We start from the raw sequence: 26,779 nt of genomic DNA on the forward strand, positions 1-26,779 counted from the left end.
ACAAAGTACTATGGTAAAAAACAAATAAATCCTGATACGATACAAATAAGGAGCCGTTATTAAACATTAAAACAGAGATAAAAAAATGGGACTATTTAATAAATTGATGGGAAACGCCAGTGAAGTTTCTTCTGAGAAATTGAACGAAAAATACGGTAGACTCCTTATAGAAGGTGAAACTATAGAATTAGGTTTTAAGCTATTGCGTGATACGTTTATGTTTACCAATAAAAGGTTGATATTAATTGATGTACAAGGACTCACAGGAAGCAAAGTAGAGTATAAATCTTTACCTTATAAAAGCATTTCAAGACTTTCCTTAGAAACTGCTGGAACATTTGATCTGGACGCTGAGTTGAAAATTTATATCTCAAGTGAAAACATACCTTCTGTAAGTAAAAAGTTCAATAAAAGCATTGATGTTTATGAAGTCCAAAAATACCTAGCGTCGAAGATCATGTAGGGAATGAAAGGTGTGTTTAATTTATCCGTTTAGCAATTCATAATTAATTCATGCAGCACAAATCGAGCGAGTATTGTCCTTGTTGTGGTTATAACAGGTTTGACCTAGAAGACAGATTAAATTATTCTATTTGTCCCATCTGTTTTTGGGAAGATGATCCAGTTGCTTTTAAGGACATCAATTATAAAGGTGGAGCAAATAGAGTTTCATTAAGACAAGCACGAGAGAATTATAAAGCATTTGGAGCTTGTGAAGTTTCTATGATTCCTAATACAAGAAAAGTAACTGGTAAGGATATTTTAAATCCTCAATGGAAAGCTCAATAAAGCATCAATTTTTCTTCAAAAAGAACTATACCTTATCAAGATATAAATTACTAACAGTCCTAATAATCCAGTTGTGACGTAACCAAAAAAGATGCTTACTAAAAGCAGTAAGCACAATATCAAAGTAATGATTTTTAAAACTTTGCTGGTATTATTAGTAGAAGCAGTTTCATTTTTTTTAGGACTCGTCATTTGATTAAAAAACAACTCGTCAGATTTTTTAAGGTAATATTGAATTTGGGACTCCTCTACTCCATCTTCTTCCAGCTTTTGTCTTATCTCGCTAGAGCTTAATCCTTTCTTGCGCAATGACACGATATCGTTTAGTTGGCTCATGTAGCTCTAGAATTATGACAGGTAAAGAATAGCATTTGATTCAGTAGTATTACTGGCCTTAAGTAACTGCTGGTAACGTCTATCTGTCGCTAAAATAAACTTAAGTCTTGATAGGCACAAATTTGTTTATTATATTAAAGTTGTATTAATTCATTTTGACATATCGGTAATTATAGATATGTTTGCGGTATGAATTTAAAACACGCTACCGAAATAGGAAAATGTTTATCTAATCAAACGAGATTTCAGATTATGGAATGGCTCAAAGAACCAGAAAAGCATTTCCCACCACATGAAACTTTAAAACATTTTAATGATGGTGTTTGCGTCACATATATTCAAGAGAAGACAGGATTATCACAATCTACCGTATCAACCTATCTCACAAATATGGAAAAATGCGGTCTTCTCATTTGCACCAGACACGGTAAATGGTCGTATTTGAAAAGAAATGAAGAAACTATAAAGCTGTTTACAGAATTCTTAAAATAAAAAATTTAAATAAACATATCGATAATTCGCAATATAACAAAATATGAAACTACTTATTGATGTATTGGGTTGGTCAGGATCTTTATTTGTAATTATGGCTTATGCTTTAACCCTAATAGAAAACTAAAAATACTTAAATTATGCGAAGTATTTAAACTTGTTAGGTGGTTTATTTATAGCAATAAACTGTTATTACTACAATGCTATTCCATCTTTTGTAACTAATTTAATATGGAGTGTAATAGCAACTTTGACAATTTACAAAGCAAGAAACAAGAATCAACATTGCAATAAAAATCAATGTCTAACATAAAACAATAACAATGAAAATTTTAATAATAGGTGGAAATGGTACCATAGGTAAAACGGTAGCTGCACACTTCAAAGAAAAGAATGACATCTTAATTGCTGGACGTACTAATGGAGATGTTACGGTAGATATAGCTGACAGTAATTCTATAAGAAATATGTTTGAGAAAATCGGTAAACTGGATGCAATCATTTGCATCGCAGGAGAGGCAAAATGGGATGATTTTAATAACCTAACTGAAGATGATTACTATATAGGTTTAAAAAGTAAATTAATGGGACAGGTTAATCTTGTACGTATAGGACAAGATTTTTTGAACCCTAAGGGCTCGATCACTTTATCTACAGGTATTCTAGCAGATGATCCTGTAGTTAAAACAACAAGTGCATCAATGGTAAATGGCGGTATTCATAGTTTTGTACAAGCCGTTGCTCTAGAAATTGAGAATGGAATAAGAGTGAATGTAGTTTCTTCTGGTATGGTAGAAGATGCTTATGAAAAGTATAAAGACTACTTTCCAGGACACAATCCTATTCCTATGACTAAGGTCATTAATGGCTACGTAAGAAGCGTAAAGGGAAAAGGCAATGGAGAAGTCATCAGGATTTACGATTAAAACGCAATTACCTATATACATTAGATGCTTACAAATGACAAAAGCAACCTTAACTGATCAAAGAATTTAAAACCGTATTTCTCTTAAAATAGATGGTAGAGTGAAATGCTTATTTAGGTAAAATAGGTGATTATATTATAATTTTTGTAATAGAGCGGATTTAAAGTGCATTGAGACTTACGACTTATATTGAAAAGCAAATTGGATATAAATCTTTCGCGAAAGCGAAACTATTACCATAAAAAACGCCTCTATAAAAGAGGCGTTTTTTAAGTTAATGACTATAAATCAGTTTAATACTGCTCATCTTCATTAGGAAAGTCAACTGCTTTCACATCTTTAACATAACTAGCAACCGCATTACCCATATCTTCATAGAGATTCAAATAACGACGTAAAAAACGTGGGTTGAACTCGTGCGTCATCCCAAACATATCGTGAGAAACCAGTACCTGACCGTCTACATTTGCTCCTGCTCCTATTCCTATGACAGGAATGGTAAGCTGGTCTGCTACTTTTTTTGCTAGTGCTGCTGGCACTTTTTCTAGAACTAAGGCAAAACAACCCCAGCGCTCCAGCGCTAGTGCATCTTCTACTAGTTTTGCCGCTTCTTCTTCTTCTTTGGCTCTTACTGTGTAGGTACCAAATTTATAAATGGATTGAGGTGTAAGTCCCAAATGTCCCATTACCGGTATACCAGCATGCAGGATGCGTTTTATGGATTCCTTTACTTCTCTTCCACCTTCTAGTTTTACAGAGTGGCCACCGCTTTCTTTCATGATACGTATCGCACTGCGCAATGCTTCCTTAGGGTCACTTTGATAACTACCGAAGGGTAAATCTACCACTACAAGAGCACGCTCTACAGCACGCACAACACTACTGGCATGATAAATCATCTGGTCCAGCGTTATAGGTAAAGTGGTCTCGTGTCCTGCCATTACATTACTGGCACTATCGCCTACAAGAATGACGTCTATTCCTGCGCTATCGATAATCTTTGCCATGGTATAATCATAGGCAGTTAACATCGATATCTTTTCATCGTTGCCCTTCATTTCTACAAGGGTTTTAACGGTCACTCTTTTATATTGCTTCTTTGCGGTAGACATAAAACTTATTTTAAGTCTAGCAAAAGTACTAATATTACAGTTCAAATTAATTGAAACCCTATGAGACTTCTATTTACTGTTATTTGTGTTCTCGCTTTCGCGAAAGCGTACTCACAACAACCTATCGCACAAGATTCTACCGTTGTAACTATTAAAAAACCTAGTCCTGTAGATGCGGTGAAGACCTTTTTTAAGAATTTTCACGCACAAGATACAGTGGCGTTAAAAGAGTCCATTCTAGCAGATATAACACTCACGTCGCTATCAATAAGAGGAGATGAGCGCAGGATAAGCAACACTCAAATAGCTGGATTTTTAAAAGGCATTGCGAGTATACCTGATAGTATTCCTTTTGAGGAGCGCCTTATTGAGATAGATTACAGTAATGATACTCAGGTAGCAACGGTTTCTACCACCTATGAATTTTATTACAATAATAAATTATCGCACATAGGAACAAATAAGTTTACCCTATTTTTTATAGATGATAAATGGGTGATCGTAGGTATTGCAGACACGCGTATTTATGGGTCGTAATTTAAATTTAAGTTTAAACTTAAGTTGAAGTTGAAGCTGAAGTCTAAGTCTAAGTCTATGCTAAAAATCAAGTTGAAGTTGAAGTTGAAAATTGCCGTGCAAGCAGATTCAAGGCTTCTTTCCTTAAAATATTCTGTAAAGCGCTTTTATTACTTGCAGCAATGCGCATTGCAAATTCAATTAGTTTCAACGTAGCACAGATGTGCTCGACATAAATCGTAATTTAAATTTAAGTTTAAACTTAAGTTGAAGTTGAAGCTGAAGTCTAAGTCTAAGTCTATGCTAAAAATCAAGTTGAAGTTGAAGTTGAAAATTGCCGTGCAAGCAGACTCAAGGCTTCTTTCCTTAAAATATTCTGTAAAGCGCTTTTATTACTTGCAGCAATACACGTTGCAAATTCAATTAGTTTCAACGTAGCACAGATGTGCTCGACATAAATCGTAATTTAAATTTAAGTTTAAATTTAAACCTCAACTTAAGTTAAAGTTTAAGCTGAAGTCTAAGTCTATGCTAAAAATCAAGTTGAAGTTGAAGTTGAAAATTGCTTTGTAAACAGATTCAAGGCTTCTTTCCTTAAAATATTCTGTAAAGCGCTTTTATTACTTGCAGCAATGCGCATTGCAAATGCTCAACTAGTTCAACGTATGACTAATAAAGTCAACTTAGTAAGAATTAAAAATGTCTTTAGAATTCAAAAATTTCAGGAGGAATTTATAATAATATCTAAATAAAGTATTTCCCTTCAGATGAAGGGAAAAAAGTTAAGTAGCTAGCTACTAACGAAAAGGGTTTGACACGTTGCTAGTTCATGATCTAAGAGCTTAACTACATAACCCTAAAGAATCTTTATTTCTTAATAAACTTCAACGTCTCCTGACCTTGATCGCTTTTTACAATAAGAAAATAAACACCTTTACTTAACTTTACGATAGAAATAGGTGATTCAAAATCAGTTGTTGAGGCATCATATTGAGACTGCAGTCTTCCTTGAACGTCGTATATCTCAAGAGAATTAATCGCGTAAGAGCTATTAAGTTGTATCAAATCTTGAGATGGATTAGGAAATAGCAAGATGCTATTTTCAGTAGGATCAGCAACACTTGCTGTAGTTGAAATAGTTACTGTCTCTGTATTAGTAATAATAGGAAAGTTGAAGTCAAAATAGATTTCGGCTGTATTATCAAAGCTATCGCCTACTGTTAGAGAGTTTAAGGTTTTGATTTTAAATAGAACATAACCATCATTAGTCGCATCATTAAAATCTAAGTTAATGTCGTCAAAGTAAAATTCAATTTCGTTACCATTTGTAATGCTAGCATAATACTCATGACTTGAGCTAAGAGGAACAAAACTATCTATATCAAACTTTGATGTATCAATAACATCTTTGACTCTTACATTAATCGCGCTTGCCGTTCCTGTGTTTTCAAAACGTATCATATAATCCAGGTACTCGCCTATCATATCGGGCGCAATCGTCTTGCCTTCTAGACAGGTTTTATCATTGGGATCGTAGCTGTTTACAAGGGTTTGGTATAAGTTGTCTGTATTGTTTAATAAATTCACATCGGCTCCTGTGAGATATGTAGACGCGCTTAAATTAATTACATCACCTGCATTAAGCGGAAAATTAGGGTCAGTAGGCGTGTTTAGATTAAAGCTAAGTTCGTAGGTAAGTGTTTGTAAAGGTTGTAAAGAATAGGTCCAGCTCAAAGTATTTGCCGTTGATGCAGTTACCGCAGGAACAGCTGTAAGCAATGTCATTAGATCGTTAGGATAGGTAAATTGAAGCGCATCTGAAACTGGTACCGTTCCTTGATTCATAACTCTAACGTCATAACTAACATCAAATCCAGGCCTTGCTTGAAGTAATGGGATGATACTTACTGCTATATCTTGTGCTACAGCGATAGGTGTTAAACAGAAGTCTTGTACTGCGCTGTTAGAAGGATTGGGAAAATTAATAGTGGCAGAAACTGGTGATGAAGTGATACTAGAAGTTAACATCGTGCTGCTTACATCAAAAATACCATCAGGAACATATAAACTATAAGCACCGTTAACATCGGTAACTGCTTGAAAAGCTATTCCTGAAGATGAGTCTGTAGCGGTTATTTGTAAACCTACAGCCGCAGGATCAGTAGTAGTGCATCCATTCATATCAACATCATAGGAAACATTTCCTGAAATAAAATTATAATTTCCTGGAACATACAAAGGTCCTGTAAATACAGATGATTGATTACCACATATAGATCTTATATAAAATTCATATTGAACACCAGGAGTTAAACCTGATATAATCATATTGTTTGCCGCTGTGGCAATTATAACTCCGCCAGAACCTTGTGTATAGGGAGCAACACCGAATTCAACTTCCCAAAATGTGGCTGATCCTGTACTCTGCCAGTTTAACTGCACAGAAGTTCCTGTAAAATTAGAAAACTCAAATTGAGTTGCTGGTGTACACTGGGATTGCGCAAATTGAAAACCTAACGTAATAAGAATTAAAAGTAAAAATCTAGACATAGGAATTGTTTAAATGTTCAATAAAGATAAGGAAATATTTCACAATCAATATTTTAGAAACAAAAAAAGCGCAAATCATGAGATTTGCGCTTTCTATATTATCAATACTATTTTTTACTGATTTCCTAAAATAATCGGTAAACCGCCGCTCTCGCCACCACCTACAACGATGACTTTAGAATTAGGAGATTCTGCTAATTTTAAAGTTGCTTCAATTCCTTTTTCAGTAAGAATTTTGTCTGTTAAAGAAGCGCTCAAAATTTTGTTGGCTACCGCTTTACCTTCAGCATCAATTTTTTGTCTCTGTGCTTCTTTAGTTGCTCTAGCAAGACGGAATTCATATTCTAATGCTTCTTGCTCTTGCTCTAATTTACGTTCAATAGCGTCCTTAATTTTAGGTGGTAAGGTCACATCTTCTACAAGAACTCTGTTTACTTGTATGTATTGAGCAGATAGTTCTTTTTGAACCTCGTCTAGAATTTCGTTTTGAATCACATCTCTTTTACTAGAATATAATTGCTCCGGCGTGTAACGACCTACCACACTTCTGGCTGCTGCACTTATTGCTGGTGCAAGGATTTGCGATTCATACTCGCGTCCTTTTTCTTGATGTAAATAAGGTAATTTATCATATTCTGGCTGGTACCATACGGTTCCATCTACAGTTACTTCAAGACCGTTTACAGAAAGTACTCTCATTTTATCGCTTACAGATAACTGTCTTACTGGATAAATGATCATATCATTCCATGGTGCGATGATGTGAAACCCTTCACCATACGTATTCTCTCTATCGACACCGTTACTTAATGTCTTAAACAGCACACCAGCCTGACCAGACTCGATCACAACCGAACTTTTAATAATAACAATAGCAAGTATCACTAGTCCTATTAAGGATAATACTGCTGCTTTGGGTAATTTTTCCATAATTCTCTTTTTAAACTAATCCGTTATATTTTCTTAAAAACCACTCTAGTCCTAATAGTAGTAATATAAGGCCTAAAAGGTATTCCCAGTCTATTAAACTGGTTTGTTTTACAATCGCTCTCTCAATTGTTTGTAATAATGGGTTCTTCTTAAGATCGGCAATCAATTCTTCTGTTTCACCTTGATAATAGACACTAGAACTACCGACTAACTTTTTCATGCCGGCGTCACTCGCACTTACCTGTTGCTTTTCTATATCATATTCTAGTATGCTAAAAGAGCCACTGCGTGATAATTGATCATTTTCTACTTGCACTGTAAATTTATAATCGCCCGCTTTGAGACCACTTAAATCCACAACATAAGAATTACCACTCAAAACAAATGGCCTTGTGATCAATTCTTTACTTTCTGTATGAGTCACATTCAAATTCAAGATACCATTATCTTCAAACTCATAATTCTTGTCTAGGTATTGAGCGTTTATTAGAATGCTTTTATTTTGATAATAGAACGGCTCGTAAGATAACTCTAGCCTATTGCGCTTTTTATTACTTGCTAGATATTGCACCTGACTGCTCACTAAATCATCAAAATTTTTAAAATCTTGTTGATCCAGATAGCTTTGAGCTCTCCATCTCCATAAACCACTTGCTAGCGTTACTGCATGTTTAGTGTCGCCATCTTCATAATTGAACCATATAGGTTGTGTAGTCGTAATGGTACCTATTTTCTTATAAAAAAGTACATCAACATTGGTATTAAAAATCAATTCACCGAAAGGTACTTGCACTGGTGGATAATCATCAAAACTTATTTGATCTAGATTAAAGGTAGTATAAGACGTATTAAGAATGGGCTGTGCTTCATCAAAATCATTACTATCTTCTAAGTTAAAGCTTTGGTACTTGCCATTCAAGTAATCAATATCTGGATCGCTACCAGTAATTACCCAAGTATTTTTGTTGAGTTGGCTAATTTGTGCGTACGCTTTCGCGAAAGCGGAACTTACCCCATACATCACGACTAGATTGTACTCGTTGAGATTATAATCTTCACTAGTACTTTTAATAGTTACTTTGCGCTGCTGGTTAGACTCAATTGCTTTTTTCAAAGCACCGATATCTGGATGAACTTGATCAGATAAAATAAGTACATTAGTTTGCTGATCTATTACCTCAACAGCAAAACTTCGGTAATTGTTTTGAGTATTCTTTTCGTTAGGAAGTGGTTCTATAGAAGCCACCATAGATTGAGTTCCTACAGCGGTACTGGTAAGGTTAAAACTTACGATTGCAGCTCTTTCCTTTTCATTAAAGGAGAGCGTCTCTGAGTACAAGGTGCGATTACCTTGTGTGACTTTAAATATACGAGACTCTTGTTCCTGACCTTGATAAGCTACAAAAACCTCTACCGGAAACTCATTATTGAGGTAAGAATACCTGTTAACATTGATGTTAGTAATCTTTAAATCTGCATACTGTGTGGTGTCGCCATAAATTACAGGATACAGACTCGTTTTCTCATTAATTTGCGTATAAGAATAACTACTACCTGTGGTTTGATTACCATCTGTAAGGACAACCACCGCTTTATTTCTATTCTTAAATAACTCTTGTGGTTCACTTATAGCAATATTTAAATCTGTCTCTGTAGCTTGAAAACTTAAAGAATCAAGCGGCGCTATGGTTTCAGAAAATTTAAATGTCTGGATTTCAAATTTAGAATTTAAGTCTGAATCGTTAACGATCAATGCCAAATCTCTTTTTACAGCATCACCAGATTTTAAATAGTCAATAGACTTAGAATCATCTACTAGCACTACTAACTGCGGCAAAAGCGTTTCATAGGTTTTTGAATCAAACCTAGGGGCAATGAAAAGTAATAGAATAGAAAAAACCGTGAGAAAGCGCAATAACGCAAACCACGGTTTTTTTCTTGTACTTTTTGAGGTACTGATATAACCATACTGATAAAGAGCTATTAAGGCAGCAATACCTGCAGCTACAATCATCAAAACTACGGTCATAAAAGTATTGTTTATTAGGTTAGCATTCCGCCATCTACGTTGAGTGTTTGACCAGTAACATAAGTGGAAAGGTCGCTAGCTAGAAATACACATGCATTTGCTACATCTTCTGGAGTACCACCGCGTTTTAATGGAATGGCATCTCTCCAGCTTTGAACTGTTTCTTCATTGAGCGCTCCAGTCATCTCTGTTTCTATGAAACCAGGAGCGATAGAGTTGCAACGTATATTACGAGAACCTAATTCTAGAGCTACTGATTTACTGAATCCTATGATACCAGCTTTACTTGCTGCATAGTTAGTCTGTCCTGCGTTTCCTTTAACACCTACTACACTACTCATGTTAATAATGCTACCACTACGTTGTTTTAACATAGTACGTTGCACAGCTTTAGTCATGTTAAAAACAGACTTTAAATTTACCTCGATTACCTTATCAAAATCTTCCTCGCTTATTCTCATCAAAAGATTGTCTTTTGTAATACCTGCGTTGTTGATCAACACATCGATACTGTCAAAGTCTTTAGTCACTTCGGCAATAAGATCTTGCGCTTCTTGAAAATTTGCCGCGTTACTTTTATAAGCCTTTGCTTTGATACCTAGAGTAGAAAGTTCTTTCTCTAATTCAAGGGCTGGACCTTCAGAACTGGCATATGTAAATGCTACATTTGCTCCGTGTTTTGCAAACACCTCAGCAATACCTTTACCTATCCCACGGCTACCACCAGTAATGATGACATTTTTACCTTCTAATAATTTCATAAATAGTTGGTTTATATAAAATATCCAGAACAAACACCCATTTTAATGGGTATTTGTTCTGGATGTAGAAAATTTATCCTAATACTTCGGCAACTTTCTTACCGATTTCAGCTGGAGAATCCACTACATGAATTCCACATTCTGACATAATTGCTTTTTTGGCTTGAGCTGTATCTTCAGATCCTCCTACGATTGCACCAGCGTGTCCCATAGTTCTTCCTGCAGGAGCAGTTTCACCAGCGATAAAACCTATAACAGGTTTTTTGTTACCAGTTTCTTTGATCCATTTTGCAGCATCAGCTTCTAGTTGTCCACCTATTTCACCTATCATCACAATAGCTTCTGTTTCTGGGTCGTTCATAAACAATTCAACAGCTTCCTTTGTAGTTGTACCGATGATAGGGTCACCACCTATACCTATGGCAGTAGAGATACCGTATCCTTGTTTTACTACCTGGTCAGATGCTTCATAGGTAAGTGTTCCAGATTTAGAAACAATACCTACTTTACCTTTTTTAAATACAAAACCTGGCATGATACCTACTTTTGCTTCTCCTGGAGTAATGACACCTGGGCAGTTAGGACCTACAAGTCTACAGTCTTTATCTTTGATATAGTCTGCAGCTTTTACCATATCAGCCACTGGAATTCCTTCAGTAATTGTGATAATTACTTTGATACCAGCGTCCGCAGCTTCTTTAATCGCGTCAGCAGCAAAAGCTGGTGGCACAAAAATGATAGTTACATCAGCTCCTGCTTTTTCCACAGCTTCTTGAACCGTATTGAATACTGGTTTACCTAAGTGTTCTTGTCCACCTTTTCCTGGAGTCACACCACCTACTACGTTAGTTCCGTAATCGATCATTTGACCTGCGTGAAAAGTTCCTTCACTACCGGTAAAACCTTGTACTATAATTTTAGAATCTTTGTTTACTAAAACGCTCATTTTTTATATTTTATTTGTGGAGTATTTTTATTATTTAATCTTGAGAAGGATGACTGGATTGATGCACTTCGATAATTTTCTCGTCCTCTATTTTAAAAATAGAAACAAAATAACCTACTGGCACTTCTTCTCTAGGGTTTTCATTAGTTCGCACGTAAACTGTAAATCTAGCGGCAACTTGTTTTTTATCATTAAAAATATGAGAGATTTCTGTTCTCATACTCTCATACGATGCAGATGTAGACTGGCAAAGTCTAAAGTAATCGTCATAATCAAACTGTCTGTAACCAGAGCTTGCATGCCAGTTTACTTTTAAGTCCTTATGCATGTATTTATCAAAGTGTTGTGAATTTACAAACACATCAGAATCTAAAAAATCCTTTACAATTTTCTTTGCTGAAACAGCCATTTATCAACTAGTTTAATTTTGTGCTAAACTAGGTAAGATTGAAATGTTAACCTAGTTTTAAATTCTATCTTTTCGTTAAAATATTAACGTTTATTATTTATATCCTTAATCAATTGCATCATCTCAGGTACTTGCTTGATAGCAGCAATTTCTTTGTATTTACTCCTGAAGTCGTCTGCAGGAATACCAAAGTAATGCTTATTACCTTCTAGCGATTTACTAACACCAGACTTTGCAGATATCACAGCTTTCTTACCTATAGTAATCCCACTTGTAATCCCTACTTGTCCCCATATGGTCACCTCGTCCTCAATGACTACACAACCGGCAATTCCCGTCTGACTAGCTATCAAGACATGTTTACCAAGTACGGTATCGTGCCCTATTTGCACCTGATTATCTAGCTTTGTACCATAGCCTATAGTAGTGTCTCCAGTCACACCACGATCTATAGTACTGTTTGCTCCGATCTCTACTTGATCATGAATTACTACCCTACCATTACTCAATAATTTATCATATCCTTCTGGTCTACGTTTGTAATAAAATGCATCTCCACCTAGGACCACTCCAGCATTTATAATCACATTATTACCTATAATCGTACGATCGCCTATACTAACATTTGCATGAATTATAGTATGATCTCCTATAACCACATCTTTACCTATACTAGCAGTAGGATGAATGTGTGAATTCTTTCCTATGCTTTTAGGAAGTTCCGCTTTCGCGAAAGCGGAAAAAGGATTAAAGTATTGAGTTAATTTATTGAAATCTTTAAAAGGATCGTCTGAAATGAGTAATGCTTTTCCTTCAGGAGATTCCACCTCTTTATTAATTAAAACAATGGTAGCAGCGCTTGCCAATGCTTTATCATAGTATTTTGGGTGGTCTACAAACACAATATCACCAGGTGTAACCACATGGATCTCGTTCATTCCCAAAACTGGAAAAGAAGCGTCACCTACATAGTTGCAATCAATGATAGATGCTATCTGGGAAAGTGTATGTGCCTTAGGAAACTTCACTATTGCTTCATTCTCTCGTGGTAGTTCCCTTTTTCAGTATCTATACGGATGATATCACCTTCATTAATGAATAGTGGTACCATTACCTCAGCACCAGTTTCTACCGTTGCAGGCTTAGTTGCATTTGTTGCCGTATTTCCTTTTACTCCAGGTTCTGTGGCTGTTACTTCTAGAACTACATATTGAGGCATGTCTACTGATAATGGTGAATCATCTTCTGTATTGATTTGGATTTTTACAATCTCACCTTCTTTAAGCAATCCAGGTGCATCAAGAACAGACTCTTGCAAACGTATTTGCTCATAAGTCTCTGTGTTCATGAAATGATATCCTTCTGGATCTTGATATAAAAATTGAAAAGCTTGAGTTTCTACTCTTATATCTTCAATTTTATGTCCTGCAGAAAAGGTGTTATCTATAACTTTACCAGAAGTTACCGATTTTAACTTTGTTCTTACAAATGCAGGTCCTTTTCCTGGTTTTACATGTAAAAATTCAATGATTTTGTAAATATCATTATTGTAACGGATGCATAATCCTTTTCTGATGTCGCTTGTGCTTGCCATATTCTATTGTTTGCTGATGTATCCTCTCATGATACCTCGCTTTGTGTTTTTAATAAATTCTAATATTTCGTCTCGTTCTGGAGTGGCACTCATCTCTGCCTCTATAATTTCTACCGCTTGAGAAACATTGTAATTCTTTTGATAAAGGATGCGGTAAATATCTTGTATTTCTCTAATCTTTTCTAATTCAAAACCTCTTCTACGCAGCCCAACTGAATTGATACCTACATAACTTAAAGGTTCTCTACCAGCTTTTACATAAGGAGGAACGTCCTTACGCACTAATGAGCCACCAGATACAAATGCGTGACTTCCTACCTGACAAAATTGTTGTACTGCAGCCATTCCTGCCAGTACTACATGATCACCTACGGTAATGTGTCCGGCTAGTGTGCTGTTATTTGAAAAGATACAATTATCTCCTACTATACAATCATGAGCTATATGACAGTAAGCCATTATCCAGCAATTTTTACCGATAACTGTCTTCATCCTGTCTGAAGTACCTCTGTTAATAGTTACACATTCTCTAATAGTAGTATTATCACCTATTATAGTTACCGTGTCTTCATCTTCAAATTTCTTATCTTGAGGAATAGCGCTTATAACAGCACCAGGAAAAATACTTACGTTTTTACCGATGCGAGCACCTTCCATTATGGTAACGTTAGATCCTATCCATGAGCCTTCACCTATTACTACATCATTGTGTATGGTAGTAAATGGTTCAATGACCACATTTTTGGCGATTTTTGCGCCAGGATGTACGTATGCGAGTGGTTGATTCATTACTTTACTTTTGAAATTTGTGCCATTAACTCAGCTTCGGCACAAAGAATACCATTTGCATAAGCATAAGCTTGCATGTGACATATACCTCTTCTTATAGGCGATATAAGGTCACATTTAAATATAAGTGTGTCTCCTGGAGAAACTTTTCTTTTGAATTTTACATTATCCATTTTCATGAAAAATGTCAAATAATTTTCTGGATCTGGTACTGTACTTAATACTAAAATACCACCAGTTTGCGCCATTGCCTCTACTATTAAAACTCCGGGCATTACTGGCTGTCCAGGAAAATGTCCTACGAAGAATGGCTCATTCATCGTAACATTTTTTAAACCTACCACATGTGAGTCTGACAATTCAAAAATCTTATCGATAAGAAGAAATGGTGGTCTATGTGGAAGTACGTTCATTATTTGAACAACATCCATTAGAGGCTCTTTGTTGATATCTACTTGAGGTACATTATCTTTTATGTCCTTCTTGATAATCTTTGATAACTTCTTTGCAAATTGCGTATTTACAAAGTGTCCCGGTTTAGTCGCAATGACTTTACCTCTTATTCTATAACCTATTAAAGCTAGGTCACCTATAACATCTAGCAATTTGTGTCGTGCAGCCTCATTAGGGTGATGCAACTCTAGGTTATCTAGTATACCGTTAGGTCTTATAGTAATATTATCTTTATCAAACGCTTTTTTAAGACTTTCGGTTGTTTTCTCAGACAGCTCTTTATCTACATAGACAATAGCGTTATTTAAATCACCACCTTTAATAAGCCCATGTTCTAATAACATTTCAATCTCATGTAAAAAACTAAACGTTCTTGAACTAGAGATTTCATCTTTAAAATTGCTCAGTTTTTCTAGAGTGGCATTTTGAGTACCTAAAACTTTAGTACCAAAATCTACCATCGTAGTAATCTGATAGGAATCTGACGGCATCACAATAATCTCACTACCAGTTTCTTCATCTTTATAAGAAATAACTTCCTTAATGACATATTCTTCTCTAAACTGATCTAGCTCTACTTTACCTGCTTTTTCTAATGCTTCTACAAAAAACTTTGATGAACCATCCATAATAGGTGGCTCGCTACTATCTATCTCAATCAAGCAGTTATCAATTTCTAAACCTACTAAGGCTGCAAGAACATGCTCACATGTATTTATTTGAACACCTCTTTTATCTAAAGTAGTTCCTCTTTTAGTATCAGTTACGTAGCTGGCACTTGCCTCAATAATCGGACTTCCTTCTAGATCAACTCTTTGAAAGGCGTATCCATGATTTTCTGGAGCTGGCTTAAAGACAAGGGTAACTTTATTACCAGTATGCAATCCTACTCCAGATAGGGTTACTTCGTCTTTTATCGTCGTTTGTTTGAATTCTGTTACCGTCATTTCACCTTATTTTTTTCTCAAGATCAGTGATTCTCGATTCAATTTTTCTTAAATTTTTAAATAAAACATAGCTTCTATTCCAGTCTCCAAAATCAAATGCTGGAGAACCTTGAACTATAGCGCCGCTTTTTAATTTCCTTCCTATCCCACTTTGGGCTTGTATTCCTACGTTATCTTCTATTTCTATGTGCCCAGCGATCCCTACTTGTCCACCTATTCTACAGTTTTTACCAATTTTTGCAGACCCAGCAATACCAGTCTGTGCTGCTATGACTGTATTCTCTCCTATTTCTACATTATGAGCTACTTGAATCTGGTTATCTAATTTCACCCCAGATTTAATTATAGTACTACCTAAAGTGGCCTTATCTATAGTAGTAAGTGCACCAATATTTACATTATCTTCAATAATTACATTACCGGTTTGTGGAATCTTTGAATAACTACCATCTTCTTTAGGAGCGTATCCAAAACCATCTGCACCTATAACGCTACCAGAGTTGATAGAAACTTGATTACCTATAACAGTATCTGCCATTATTTGTGCTCCAGATTGAATAATACAATTACTCCCGATGGTAACATTATCACCTATAGTTACGTTAGGATATATTTTTACATTATCACCTATGCTTACATTTTCTCCTATGTAACTAAATGCTGCCAAATAAAAGTCTGCACCGTAAGAAGCACTATCATGAACAAAAGAAGGTTGCTCAATTCCCGTCTTATTATTTTTGGCCATTTGATAATACTCGAGCAACTTTGAAAAAGCAAGGTAAGCGTCTTCCACTCTTATTAAGGAACAGTCTACATCTTGATCTAAGGTAAAATCTTTATTTATGATAACAGCACTTGCCTTTGTAGTATACAAGTAAGGTGTGTACTTTGCATTAGATAGAAAACTCAAACTTCCTGATTCACCTTCTTCTATTTTAGAGAGTTTATCAACTTCAATAGATGGGTCACCTACAATGGTTCCGTCTAAGATGTCTGCAATTTGTTTAATGGTAAATTTCATTATCGCAAAAGTACTAATTTATATCAATCTTGTAGCTTAGGATAGCAACAGTAATATTTTTTCACTTCTTTGAGCAATGCTTTGAAGCTATCTTCTTTTCCAGCTTTGATAAGTTCTATCAATTTACCTTTTTTATTAAGTATTTGTATGGGTTTTGCTTTCGCGTAAGCGAGATTAACAACATCACCAGAAAAAACAAAATAAGATGCTTCCTGCTCTGTCAATTGATATGATTTCTGGAGTTTTTTCAAGTGTTTATCCACTTTTCTTTGCGGAATAGGCTTGTCTGAAAATTTAATCTTGAGCAATTGTCTATTTAAAATCATCTTACAAAGCTCGCTTAAGACAAAATCACGATGCGCGCTACCTAGTTTAAGTGTATATATAATATCAGAATCGTCTAGGAAAGAAAAGCGTTCTAGATCTTTAGAATCAGCCTCAAAGCTGAAGAAATCTTTATTAAAAAAGTATTTCAAGTTATCAGGCAACTTTACTTCTACACCATTATCTAACAGTTCTTTTATACGTTTTATTACGGACTGCAAGAGATGCTCTGCACCTATTCCTGTTTTATGAAGGTACACTTGCCAATACATTAAACGACGTCCAGACAAGAAGTTCTCCACGCTATAAAGCCCTTTTTCTTCTACGACTAATTGATCATCTACCACATTGAGCATGGTTATTAATCGCTGGCTATTTATGTTACCTTCTGCCACGCCCGTGTAAAAACTGTCTCGTTTCAAGTAATCTAAACGATCCATATCTAACTGGCTAGAAATTAATTCTAACATAAACGGACGGTGGTATTCACCTTTGAAAATTTGAATAGCGAGCGTTAAACTACCGTTAAACTTACGATTTAATTCATTCATAAAATGACATGAAAGTTGCTCGTGAGTGACGTTTTTAATGATTTGATATTCTAATGCATGAGAAAATGGACCATGCCCTATATCGTGTAGCAGTATAGCCTTATAAAGCGCGTCTTCTTCATCCTCAGATATTTCAACTAACTTAGATCTAAGTACTTGTACGGCTTTTTGCATTAAATGCATACAGCCTAACGCATGGTGAAATCTGGTATGATGAGCACCTGGATAAACTAAGTAGCTTAGACCCATTTGTGTAATCCTACGCAGGCGTTGAAAATAAGGATGTTCTATGATACTAAAAATCTCTTCTGAAGGAATCGAAATAAAACCGTAGATAGGATCGTTTAATATTTTAAGTTTGTTCTGTTGTTTCAAGGGAACAGCATTTTAATACAAATATACTGATATGGCAGAGATCAAAATACTTTGGGTAGATGATGAAGTGGATTTATTAAAACCTCACATAATTTTTTTAGAGAAAAAAGGTTATAAGATAGATACTAGAATAAGCGGTACTGAAGCTCTCGAAGCGATTGAAGAGACTAATTATGACCTGATTTTTTTAGATGAAAATATGCCTGGACTTACTGGTCTAGAGACCTTGCATGAGATTAAAGAGAAGCAAGCTCAACTACCGGTGATTATGATCACTAAGAGTGAAGAGGAATATATCATGGAAGAAGCAATAGGTTCTAAAATAGCCGATTACTTAATTAAACCAGTTAATCCTAATCAAATTTTACTCGCTGTAAAGAAAAATCTAGATCATTCTAGACTTATTAATGATAAAACTATAAGCGATTACCAGCGAGAATTTAGAAAGATAGCTATGGACATGTCCATGATCAATAGTTATGAAGAATGGGTGCAACTATATCAGAAATTAGTTTATTGGGAAATAGAACTAGAAGATGTGGACGACTCTGGTATGTTTGAAATTTTGCAGGCCCAGAAAAATGAAGCAAATCAGCAATTCTGCAAATTTATAGATAGGAACTATCCAGAGTGGTTTGATGGTGATGAAGACAACCCTATATTAAGTCATAATTTATTTAAGGAAAGAATAGCACCACATTTAAAAAAAGATCAACCTGTACTGTTAGTTGTCGTAGACAATTTGAGATATGACCAATATAGAGTATTTGAAAATTTGATCAATAATTATTACAAAAAAGTAGAGGAAGAGACCTATTGTTCCATTCTACCTACCGCAACACAATATGCGAGAAATGCTTTGTTTTCTGGTCTAATGCCAGAAGACATGAAGAAAAGACATCCTGATTTGTGGCTAGATGACACTGATGAAGGCGGAAAGAACATGCATGAAAATGCATTTCTAACGGCTCAATTAAAACGACTGAATTTAAATATCACTCATCAATATCATAAGATTACTAATGAAAACAAGGGTCGTAAACTAGCTGACAATTTTAAAAGTCAAAAGGACAATGACTTGACGGTTGTGGTATACAATTTTGTAGACATGCTTTCCCATTCTAAAACGGAAATGGAAGTAATCAAAGAACTAGCCAGCAACGACAAGAGCTACAGATCTTTAACCTTGAGCTGGTTCAAGAACTCTCCACTGTTTGATATTATACAAAAAGGTCAAGAACTAGGTTTTAAACTTATCCTTACCACTGACCATGGAACTATAAATGTAACTTCACCTAGCAAAGTAATAGGTGATAAAAACACCAGTTTAAATTTAAGGTATAAAACTGGTAGAAGCTTGTCTTATGAAGATAAGGACGTACTTGCCGCAAAAGATCCTAGTAGTATTAAATTACCAAAGATTAACATGAGCAGCAGTTTTATTTTTGCTAAAGGAGATTTGTTCTTTGCCTATCCTAATAATTATAACCACTACGTTAGTTACTATAGAAATACTTACCAGCACGGAGGTGTTTCTTTAGAAGAAATGCTAATACCTTTTGTCATATTTGAACCAAGATAATGGAGTTTACTTATAAATTATCAGAAATAGATAATGCAGCTGCAAAAATTCTAGCACATTTAAAATCACAAGTACTATTATTCAATGCTCCCATGGGAGCAGGCAAAACAACCCTGATTAAAGCGCTGTGCCATCAATTAGGTGTTACAGATGAGATCACCTCACCTACTTTCAGTCTAGTAAATGAATATAAGGGTAGTAAAGTTGACGTTATGCATTTTGATTTATACAGAATAGAACATACCGAGCAGCTATACGATATAGGATTTGAAGATTATCTAATAAAAGATGCATTTCAACTAATTGAATGGCCAGAGCTTGCCATGCCTTTTCTATCTGAATATCAGGAATTAACTATTGAAATTATCGATAGTAGCACAAGAAAACTTAGTTTAAAACCGGTGCAAAAAGATTGAAATTTTTAACTCCTGAAATGATTACTATACCTATTTAGTAGATTTATGTAGTTTAACATACGGTTATAGAATTTCATCGAAAAGGTGAAAAATTACTGCTAAATTTATGGTTGTTGTTTGTAATTTAGTATCACTTATTTACTTAAACCCTTTTATTATGAACAACAAATCTATTAAAGCGTTAGCTTTATTGGCTATCTTCGGTGTATCCCTTGCTAGCGCAGCAGTACAATTTCAACCAGAAGAAACAAAAACTTCAAAAATTGAAAAGAAATTACTTGCAAAATTTAAGCCACCAGTAACTGGTTAAAATAAATTTGATATAATTAAAAAAGCTCACTACATTTACTTGAAGTGAGCTTTTTTCATTCTAAAAATTATCTATGACTACGAGAAGACAGCCTAGTAAAGGAGCCAAAGCATTAGCAATAGGTAGCGCTGTTGCTGTGATTATGGCAGTTTTACCTTATGCTTTCTATTATTATGAAGCCTTACCTGACTGGTTATGGGATACTAAGTTATTCAATTCTCTATCTAAATCTTTTGATGATAATCGACTAATGGCATCGTGGATCCTTTTTCAAAAGTTAGTGCCATTAATTTTATTGATCATTTGGTTCTTGACATGTAAGCATTGGTGGTACCATGTTATCATAATTCCTATCAGTCTGTACGCTTTTCAACTTTATAACTTGTTTGACTTCTCTTCTACCTATATTGATTCTGGAGAGCTTTATTTCATAGTTCCAGTTGTGATTATATCACTATCTCTTACTTATCTCGCGCGAATCAAAGTATTTGATCGTATTCATGGTATAGACATAAGTGAGATTGAAGACGATATCAAAAAACCAAGTGATCGCTGGTTCAAGTAGTCTATTTTTTAAATAAGAAAATATAAATTAAGTAATGTCTTCATTCTCCACACCATTTACTAAAGACCAACTTATTCCTCAAGAAGAGCGACTAGAGGTGACCATTACAAAGAAAGAATTATTCATAGGAATCCCTAAAGAAACGCAGCATCAAGAAAAACGTATATGCTTAACGCCTGATGCAGTTGCGGCAGTTTGTGCGCACGGACATCGCATTTTAATTGAAAAAGGAGCTGGGATAGCAAGCAATTTTTCAGACAAAGACTATGCTAATGCAGGTGCTGAAATGACATCAGACACTTCTAAAGTATTCTCATGCCCTACCATTCTCAAAGTAGCACCGCCTTCTTTGAAAGAAATAGAAATGATAAAGCCGCAATCTGTTCTTATATCCGCACTACAGCTAAAAACACAAAACCAACAATATTTTAAAAAACTAGCTGAGAAAAAAGTTACTGCACTCGCTTATGAATTTATAACTGATGACGAAGGTCAATTTACAGCAGTTAACGCTTTAAGCGAGATCTCAGGTGTAGCTTCAGTATTAATTGCTTCAGAAATCTTATCTAGTGGAGAAAATAGAACCGGTCAGTTATTCGGTAATATTACCGGTGTTCCACCTATAGATGTAGTAATTCTAGGCGCTGGAGTAGTCGGTGAGTTTGCCGCTAGAACAGCTATAGGTCTAGGTGCCAATGTTAAAATATTTGATAATTCCATTTCAAAGCTGCGCAATGTGCAGAACAAAGTAAATCAACAAGTTTACACATCTACCATACAACCTAAATATCTATCTAAAGCATTGAGAAGGTGTGATGTGGCTATAGGAGCACTCACTGGTGAAAATAGAACTCCTGTTGTAGTCTCACAGCAAATGGTAGAGAATATGAAAAGCGGTGCTGTAATCATTGATGTAAGTATAGATATGGGAGGTTGTTTTGAGACCAGTGAAGTTACAAATCATGATAAACCTACCTATAGTAAATTAGGTGTGACACATTATTGTGTACCTAATATACCATCTAGGTATTCAAAAACAGCTAGTGTTGCATTAAGCAATATGTTTACACCATACATCATGAATATTGCAAATGATGGAGGAATTGAACACGCCATACGCATGGATCAAGGTCTCAAATGTGGTATTTATCTATATCATGGAATTGTTACAAACAAATCAGTAGGTCAATGGTATGATTTATCGCATACCGATGTAAATTTGCTCATATTTTAAAACAATATGAAGTTTATAAAAAGACTAGGTTTTTACGGTGGTGGTTTTGCGATAGGTATGGTGTTCTTGATATTTTTTCTAACAGGAAAAAGAACACAATGCACCTGGTTACCTGAAGATCGTGTTCTAAATGATATACGTAGGAAAAACTTTGTACGCTTCTCTCCAGAAATGCGTACTATGCTAGAAGAAAGAAAAATCGATACTTTAGATATTCAACTTATTCTCAAATATGGAAATGTAGATTTTTCAAAATCTAATACAGATACAATTCCTTGTAATTTTTATCATATTTCTGGAAAGAAAGAACTCAAAAACACCTCACTTTGGGTTCAAAATTGCGAGCGATACGTAAAAGTCGTGAAAGTCTTAAGTCAATAAAAGCACAAAAAGAAGAGGAATTTAAATTCCTCTTCTTTTCATTTCTTGTTTTATAAGTGTTAATTCTCTACCAGTTTGCCCTGCTACTGAAGTATTCTCTTGAGCTCTTCTTATAAGATAAGGCATCACATCTTCTATAGGTCCAAAAGGCAGAATCTTGAACGTACGATGTCCTAAAGCAGCAAGATTAAATGTAAGGTTATCACTCATTCCATATAATTGACCAAACCATACGTCTTCAGTATTAGGTTCTAGACCCTTATTTTCAAGAGTTTTCATAGCATCTAGTGTGCTGGCTTCATTATGAGTTCCTATGCATAATTTTATGACATCTAGTCTGTCCAGAATGTAATGCATTACATAGTTAAACATCTCATCTGTAGCCTCTTTGTCTTTACAAATAGGGCTATCGTATCCATATTTAATAGCTCGCTCGCGCTCCTTTTCCATGTATGCACCTCTTACAATTTTTGCGCCTACTATATAATTATTTGCTTTTGCATCTTCATATAATTCCATGATATAATCTAGACGATCATGTCTATAACACTGGATGGTATTATAGATGTATGCCTTTCCATGGTTATATTTCAACATCATCTCGCGTATTAAATCATCAGCCGCATCTTGCATCCAGGTTTCTTCACCATCAAATAAGAGCGCGATATCATTATCTACAGCAGTTTTGCACAGTAAGTCTACTCTATTATAAATACGCTCCCATTCTAGCTCTTCAACTTCGGTAAGAGGCTTTTTTTCAGTAATCTTTTGCCATATATAAAAACGTCCTATACCAGTAGGCTTCACTACTTCAAAGGGCAATGCATTATTTTCACTTGCCATATGAATAAGTGTTAATTTTTTACCTACCACAGCATCAAAATCTGCCTCATTTTCTTTACCTTCTACAGAATAATCTAGAATGGAACTCACACCTTTCTCAAACATTTTTTCTACTAGCGGCATACACTCCTCGTCAGTCGTACCACCGCAAAACTGCTGGAATACAGTGTCCTTTATTACACCTTTGACCGGTAGATTCCATTTTAAAGCCAGCATGGTAGCCTTTGATCCTAGATCTACCAGCCATGGCTTAGACATAGAACTAAAAATAAAATGAGCCTTCTTAAGTTCTTTGTCAGACTTTAAAGAAAAAGCGTTTGCTGTATTATTAAAAGGGTTTTCGTTCATATCACAAATATAATTGCATATATATTTATTTTAATCATATAGACGCTACTTTTGGGGTTTCATAACAAGATCTATTTTGAATCTCGCTTTCGCGAAAGCGGAACAAATATAATTTTTACAGTTACTATTCTATGGACTCCATTATTAATGACAATTACACTATACATTTTAATTCTAACGCCTATTCTGAGCTGAATAATTTTATAGCTACTAAAGAACCTAGTTGTATTTTCATATTAGTTGATGAAAACACTATGGAGAATTGTTATCCTTTATTTATGCCTCAATTAAATACTACTGCTCGCATAGAAGTAATTGAAATTGATGCTGGTGAAGAATTTAAAAATATAGAGACGTGCAGCGGCGTATGGAGCGCAATGGTAGAACTAGGTTGTGATCGCAATAGTTTACTTATAAACTTAGGTGGTGGCGTTATTACTGACCTAGGAGGTTTTGTGGCATCTACTATTAAAAGAGGTATTGCGTTTATTCATATCCCTACTACAGTTTTAGGTATGGTAGACGCTGCTATAGGAGGTAAAAATGGTGTGGATTTAGGTCATCTTAAAAATCAAATAGGAGTTATTGCTCCACCACAAATGACTTTAATAGATACAAGATTCCTAAAAACTTTAGACCAAAGACAATTACTTAATGGCTCTATTGAAATGTTTAAACACGGATTAATCGCAGATCGTATTTACTGGGATAACATGGTAGAGATTGAGGATAATTATTTTTCAGAATTATTTGAAAGTCTAATTTATCAAAGCGTGGTTATTAAAAATGATGTGGTGAAAAGCGATCCTTTTGAAAACGGAGCTCGTAAATCTCTTAACTATGGGCATACTATAGGACATGCAATTGAATCCTACTGTTTATCAAGTGAAAATCAACCTCGTTTATTACACGGTGAAGCTATAGCTGCAGGTTTGTATCTTGAGTCATATTTAAGTCATTTACATACTGGCTTAAGCAAGAATGAGTTTCAAGAAATAGAAAGCTGGTATAAAAACTTAAATTTAAAACTTTCTTTTTCTCAGTCAGAAGTCTCTAAAATGTTAGAATTAATGACACATGACAAGAAAAATGTAAATGGACAGATACGTTTTGTTCTACTACAGTCAATAGGCAATTTTGTTACAGATCAAGTGGTGCCACAGGAAGATGTAATAGCAGCCTTTAAATTGCTATAATTTAATAATTATACCCTTTTATTTGTTTTGTAAATTAAAAAAAAGCATCTACTTTCGGTAGGAATAATACGTGTTTACAATGAGAAATATAATTGTTGATTACAAAAAACTTACGCCAGAAGTTCTGGCTTTATTAGTAGAAAAATATCCTGATGGATATGGTGATGATGATGTGATATCATTTAAAAACCATAAGTATGAAACTATAGAAGCAGTAGAAGTCATTACTGAAGACACAAAATATTTAGTAAAAATTTCTAAACGTCTTTCTATGCAAATGGAATCCTTTGATGAAGATGATTATTCTGAAAAAGAAATGGCAGATCCTGATGCTCTTCCTGAAATAACTGTCGAGGACATTAAAAAAGCTGAACAGGACGAGGATTAAAAATACTGACCTTGATGACAATCTTCGATTATTTCATTCAATTTGCGTCTTAGTAAAAGCAACAGTACTTATGAAAAAGGCGCCTTATAAGATTTTGGTAATTATCGCTATTATCACAATGCTTATCGCTAGTTTATTCTACTTGAGTGACATTCATTTTCAACTGCAATATTTTAAATGGAAAAACTTTTTAAGTGAAGTAATCATGATAAGCCTACCTATAATTTTAAGTACTGCTATAACGATTTACATGAGCTACAAAGCTCAAAAGAATAGGGAGACAAATGATACCTTAGTATAAAAATCAAACATTAGTTTAATTCAAACCGTTTCTAGACAAACAAAAAAAGCCACGCAAATTGCGTGGCTTTTTTACTATAAATAGTGTTATCTAATTATTTATTCAATACTGCTTGAACTTTGTCAGCCGCTTCTTGAAATTCTACAGCACTTTGAACATCTAGTCCTGAGCTGTCGATTAATTCTTTTGCGATTTCGGCATTTGTACCTTGTAATCTTACGATAATAGGCACTTTGATTGCATCACCCATATTTTTATAAGCATCTACAATACCTTGTGCAACACGGTCACACCTTACGATACCACCAAAAATGTTTACAAGAATTGCCTCTACTTTATCATCTTTAAGAATGATACGGAACGCTTCTTCTACTCTCTTAGCATCTGCAGTACCACCTACATCTAAGAAGTTTGCTGGATCACCACCAGCTTGTTTAATAAGGTCCATTGTTGCCATAGCAAGTCCTGCTCCATTTACCATACAACCTACGTTACCATCTAGATCTACATAGTTCAAGCCTACCGCTTTTGCCTCTACTTCAGTAGGGTTTTCTTCACGAGTGTCTCTTAACTCAGCAAGATCTTTGTGGCGGAATAATGCATTCTCATCTAGAGTGATCTTACAATCTACTGCTATAATAGTATTATTAGACGCTTTTAAAACTGGGTTGATTTCAAATAACGCGCTATCAGATCCTACGTATGCATTGTATAGAGAGTTAACAAATTTAGTCATCTCTTTAAATGCTTTACCGCTTAAACCTAAGTTAAAAGCAATGCGTCTTGCTTGAAAACCTTGTAATCCATGAGCTGGATCAATAGTTTCAGTAAAAATTAAATGTGGCGTTTCTTCTGCAACAGTTTCAATATCCATTCCACCTTCAGTAGAATACATAATCATGTTTTTACCTTGAGCACGGTCTAGGAGAACAGACATGTAAAATTCTTCTATTTCTGCCTCTCCAGGCTCATAAACATCCTCTGCTACAAGTACTTGATGTACTCTCTTACCTTCGGCACTAGTTTGTGGCGTTACAAGATCCATTCCTATAATCTCACCAGAGATTTCTTTTACTTGATCAAGGTTTTTTGCTAGTTTAACTCCACCGCCTTTACCACGTCCACCTGCATGAACTTGTGCTTTAATAACGTGCCATCCTGTACCGGTTTCCTCAGTTAGTGCTTTTGCTGCGGCAACTGCCTCGTCTGATGTGGTTGCGACTTTACCTCTTTGTATGGTTACTCCATAACTAGCGAGAATTTCTTTACCTTGATATTCGTGAAGATTCATAAATGTTCTTTAAAGTTCAATTTAAGTAGAGCAAAAATAAGCAAGTGAGTCATTAAAGAAAAAGAATTCTTTCT

The 26,779-nt window shown here is 35.0% G+C and carries 30 protein-coding genes; 14 read left to right on the forward strand and 16 right to left on the reverse strand.

Features of this window, described 5'->3' with window-relative positions:
• The first annotated feature begins 85 nt into the window (after window positions 1-85).
• Together A9Q93_RS09960 and A9Q93_RS09965 are read left to right on the forward strand one after the other, a co-directional pair.
• Window positions 86-463, forward strand: coding sequence for a PH domain-containing protein (locus tag A9Q93_RS09960; protein WP_303687250.1), 378 nt, complete (start codon window positions 86-88; stop codon window positions 461-463).
• Between the two features lie 50 nt (window positions 464-513).
• Window positions 514-789: a CPCC family cysteine-rich protein gene (locus A9Q93_RS09965; RefSeq protein WP_303687251.1), complete on the forward strand. Its 276-nt coding sequence runs from the start codon at window positions 514-516 to the stop codon at window positions 787-789.
• 15 nt (window positions 790-804) lie between these two features.
• Here the strand turns inward: A9Q93_RS09965 and A9Q93_RS09970 are convergent, their stop codons facing one another.
• Complete coding sequence (locus A9Q93_RS09970) at window positions 805-1,125, reverse strand: hypothetical protein (protein WP_303687252.1); 321 nt, start codon at window positions 1,123-1,125, stop codon at window positions 805-807.
• A 189-nt stretch (window positions 1,126-1,314) separates the two neighbouring features.
• Between A9Q93_RS09970 and A9Q93_RS09975 the strand changes: the two genes are divergently transcribed.
• Both A9Q93_RS09975 and A9Q93_RS09980 read left to right on the forward strand, forming a co-directional pair.
• Entirely contained in the window at window positions 1,315-1,617 is a 303-nt protein-coding gene (locus tag A9Q93_RS09975) for a helix-turn-helix transcriptional regulator (protein ID WP_303687253.1), read from the forward strand.
• Between the two features lie 323 nt (window positions 1,618-1,940).
• The gene (locus tag A9Q93_RS09980; protein WP_303687254.1) at window positions 1,941-2,543 is read left to right on the forward strand and encodes a short chain dehydrogenase; all 603 of its coding nucleotides are present in this window, start codon (window positions 1,941-1,943) and stop codon (window positions 2,541-2,543) included.
• Between the two features lie 293 nt (window positions 2,544-2,836).
• Here the strand turns inward: A9Q93_RS09980 and panB are convergent, their stop codons facing one another.
• A complete protein-coding gene (gene panB, locus A9Q93_RS09985) occupies window positions 2,837-3,655 on the reverse strand; it encodes a 3-methyl-2-oxobutanoate hydroxymethyltransferase (RefSeq protein ID WP_303687255.1) in 819 nt (272 codons plus the stop codon).
• Between the two features lie 60 nt (window positions 3,656-3,715).
• On the opposite strand from panB, the gene A9Q93_RS09990 reads away from it, so the two are divergent.
• Window positions 3,716-4,192, forward strand: coding sequence for a hypothetical protein (locus A9Q93_RS09990; protein ID WP_303687256.1), 477 nt, complete (start codon window positions 3,716-3,718; stop codon window positions 4,190-4,192).
• Window positions 4,193-5,038: 846 nt separating this feature from the next.
• Here the strand turns inward: A9Q93_RS09990 and A9Q93_RS09995 are convergent.
• The 12 genes from A9Q93_RS09995 to A9Q93_RS10050 all read right to left on the reverse strand — a co-directional run bounded on the left by A9Q93_RS09995 (window position 5,039) and on the right by A9Q93_RS10050 (window position 17,850).
• A complete protein-coding gene (locus A9Q93_RS09995; RefSeq protein ID WP_303687257.1) occupies window positions 5,039-6,721 on the reverse strand; it encodes a T9SS type A sorting domain-containing protein in 1,683 nt (560 codons plus the stop codon).
• A gap of 114 nt (window positions 6,722-6,835) precedes the next feature.
• Window positions 6,836-7,651: a prohibitin family protein gene (locus A9Q93_RS10000; protein WP_303687258.1), complete on the reverse strand. Its 816-nt coding sequence runs from the start codon at window positions 7,649-7,651 to the stop codon at window positions 6,836-6,838.
• A 10-nt stretch (window positions 7,652-7,661) separates the two neighbouring features.
• Complete coding sequence (locus tag A9Q93_RS10005; protein ID WP_303687259.1) at window positions 7,662-9,680, reverse strand: hypothetical protein; 2,019 nt, start codon at window positions 9,678-9,680, stop codon at window positions 7,662-7,664.
• Between the two features lie 14 nt (window positions 9,681-9,694).
• Window positions 9,695-10,441 (reverse strand): 3-oxoacyl-[acyl-carrier-protein] reductase, encoded by a 747-nt coding sequence (fabG, locus tag A9Q93_RS10010; protein ID WP_303687261.1) that lies wholly within the window; start codon window positions 10,439-10,441, stop codon window positions 9,695-9,697.
• A 73-nt stretch (window positions 10,442-10,514) separates the two neighbouring features.
• Window positions 10,515-11,387, reverse strand: a complete 873-nt coding sequence (sucD, locus tag A9Q93_RS10015) for a succinate--CoA ligase subunit alpha (protein ID WP_015363507.1) — start codon at window positions 11,385-11,387, stop codon at window positions 10,515-10,517.
• Window positions 11,388-11,421: 34 nt separating this feature from the next.
• A complete protein-coding gene (locus A9Q93_RS10020) occupies window positions 11,422-11,796 on the reverse strand; it encodes a nuclear transport factor 2 family protein (RefSeq protein ID WP_303687262.1) in 375 nt (124 codons plus the stop codon).
• 83 nt (window positions 11,797-11,879) lie between these two features.
• Window positions 11,880-12,824 carry a UDP-3-O-(3-hydroxymyristoyl)glucosamine N-acyltransferase gene (locus tag A9Q93_RS10025; protein WP_303687263.1) on the reverse strand — a complete coding sequence of 315 codons (945 nt, stop codon included), beginning with the start codon at window positions 12,822-12,824 and terminating at the stop codon, window positions 11,880-11,882.
• Window positions 12,824-13,390, reverse strand: a complete 567-nt coding sequence (gene efp, locus A9Q93_RS10030; RefSeq protein WP_303687264.1) for an elongation factor P — start codon at window positions 13,388-13,390, stop codon at window positions 12,824-12,826. Before efp ends, A9Q93_RS10025 begins: the two co-directional genes overlap by 1 nt.
• Before the next feature lie 3 nt (window positions 13,391-13,393).
• A complete protein-coding gene (gene lpxA, locus A9Q93_RS10035; protein ID WP_303687265.1) occupies window positions 13,394-14,179 on the reverse strand; it encodes an acyl-ACP--UDP-N-acetylglucosamine O-acyltransferase in 786 nt (261 codons plus the stop codon).
• A complete protein-coding gene (locus A9Q93_RS10040; RefSeq protein ID WP_303687266.1) occupies window positions 14,179-15,579 on the reverse strand; it encodes a bifunctional UDP-3-O-[3-hydroxymyristoyl] N-acetylglucosamine deacetylase/3-hydroxyacyl-ACP dehydratase in 1,401 nt (466 codons plus the stop codon). Before A9Q93_RS10040 ends, lpxA begins: the two co-directional genes overlap by 1 nt.
• 1 nt (window position 15,580) lies before the next feature.
• Entirely contained in the window at window positions 15,581-16,600 is a 1,020-nt protein-coding gene (gene lpxD / locus A9Q93_RS10045; protein ID WP_303687267.1) for a UDP-3-O-(3-hydroxymyristoyl)glucosamine N-acyltransferase, read from the reverse strand.
• A 23-nt stretch (window positions 16,601-16,623) separates the two neighbouring features.
• Entirely contained in the window at window positions 16,624-17,850 is a 1,227-nt protein-coding gene (locus tag A9Q93_RS10050; protein ID WP_303687268.1) for an HD domain-containing protein, read from the reverse strand.
• A gap of 31 nt (window positions 17,851-17,881) precedes the next feature.
• Between A9Q93_RS10050 and A9Q93_RS10055 the strand changes: the two genes are divergently transcribed.
• The 6 genes from A9Q93_RS10055 (at window position 17,882) to A9Q93_RS10080 (ending at window position 22,338) form a co-directional block, all read left to right on the forward strand.
• The gene (locus A9Q93_RS10055; RefSeq protein WP_303687269.1) at window positions 17,882-19,432 is read left to right on the forward strand and encodes a response regulator; all 1,551 of its coding nucleotides are present in this window, start codon (window positions 17,882-17,884) and stop codon (window positions 19,430-19,432) included.
• Window positions 19,432-19,848 carry a tRNA (adenosine(37)-N6)-threonylcarbamoyltransferase complex ATPase subunit type 1 TsaE gene (tsaE, locus tag A9Q93_RS10060; protein ID WP_303687270.1) on the forward strand — a complete coding sequence of 139 codons (417 nt, stop codon included), beginning with the start codon at window positions 19,432-19,434 and terminating at the stop codon, window positions 19,846-19,848. Before A9Q93_RS10055 ends, tsaE begins: the two co-directional genes overlap by 1 nt.
• Before the next feature lie 157 nt (window positions 19,849-20,005).
• On the forward strand, window positions 20,006-20,158 hold the full coding sequence (locus A9Q93_RS10065; protein ID WP_303687271.1) for a hypothetical protein: 153 nt from the start codon (window positions 20,006-20,008) through the stop codon (window positions 20,156-20,158).
• A 73-nt stretch (window positions 20,159-20,231) separates the two neighbouring features.
• On the forward strand, window positions 20,232-20,723 hold the full coding sequence (locus tag A9Q93_RS10070; RefSeq protein WP_303687272.1) for a hypothetical protein: 492 nt from the start codon (window positions 20,232-20,234) through the stop codon (window positions 20,721-20,723).
• A gap of 34 nt (window positions 20,724-20,757) precedes the next feature.
• The gene (locus A9Q93_RS10075) at window positions 20,758-21,957 is read left to right on the forward strand and encodes an alanine dehydrogenase (RefSeq protein WP_303687273.1); all 1,200 of its coding nucleotides are present in this window, start codon (window positions 20,758-20,760) and stop codon (window positions 21,955-21,957) included.
• 6 nt (window positions 21,958-21,963) lie between these two features.
• Entirely contained in the window at window positions 21,964-22,338 is a 375-nt protein-coding gene (locus tag A9Q93_RS10080) for a DUF4258 domain-containing protein (protein ID WP_303687274.1), read from the forward strand.
• A 21-nt stretch (window positions 22,339-22,359) separates the two neighbouring features.
• Here the strand turns inward: A9Q93_RS10080 and A9Q93_RS10085 are convergent, their stop codons facing one another.
• Window positions 22,360-23,529, reverse strand: a complete 1,170-nt coding sequence (locus tag A9Q93_RS10085) for a proline dehydrogenase family protein (protein ID WP_303687275.1) — start codon at window positions 23,527-23,529, stop codon at window positions 22,360-22,362.
• Window positions 23,530-23,660: 131 nt separating this feature from the next.
• Here A9Q93_RS10085 and aroB point away from each other — a divergent pair, with 131 nt between their 5' ends.
• The 3 genes from aroB (at window position 23,661) to A9Q93_RS10100 (ending at window position 25,414) form a co-directional block, all read left to right on the forward strand.
• Window positions 23,661-24,725 (forward strand): 3-dehydroquinate synthase, encoded by a 1,065-nt coding sequence (aroB, locus tag A9Q93_RS10090; protein ID WP_303687276.1) that lies wholly within the window; start codon window positions 23,661-23,663, stop codon window positions 24,723-24,725.
• Window positions 24,726-24,804: 79 nt separating this feature from the next.
• On the forward strand, window positions 24,805-25,113 hold the full coding sequence (locus A9Q93_RS10095) for a hypothetical protein (protein WP_303687277.1): 309 nt from the start codon (window positions 24,805-24,807) through the stop codon (window positions 25,111-25,113).
• Between the two features lie 70 nt (window positions 25,114-25,183).
• Window positions 25,184-25,414, forward strand: coding sequence for a hypothetical protein (locus tag A9Q93_RS10100; RefSeq protein ID WP_303687278.1), 231 nt, complete (start codon window positions 25,184-25,186; stop codon window positions 25,412-25,414).
• A 94-nt stretch (window positions 25,415-25,508) separates the two neighbouring features.
• Here A9Q93_RS10100 and sucC read toward each other — a convergent pair whose 3' ends face one another.
• Window positions 25,509-26,705 (reverse strand): ADP-forming succinate--CoA ligase subunit beta, encoded by a 1,197-nt coding sequence (sucC, locus tag A9Q93_RS10105; RefSeq protein ID WP_303687279.1) that lies wholly within the window; start codon window positions 26,703-26,705, stop codon window positions 25,509-25,511.
• Between the last annotated feature and the right edge of the window lie 74 nt (window positions 26,706-26,779).

It is taken from the genome of Nonlabens dokdonensis (genome assembly GCF_002162835.1).
Classification (GTDB): Bacteria; Bacteroidota; Bacteroidia; order Flavobacteriales; family Flavobacteriaceae; genus Nonlabens; species Nonlabens dokdonensis_B.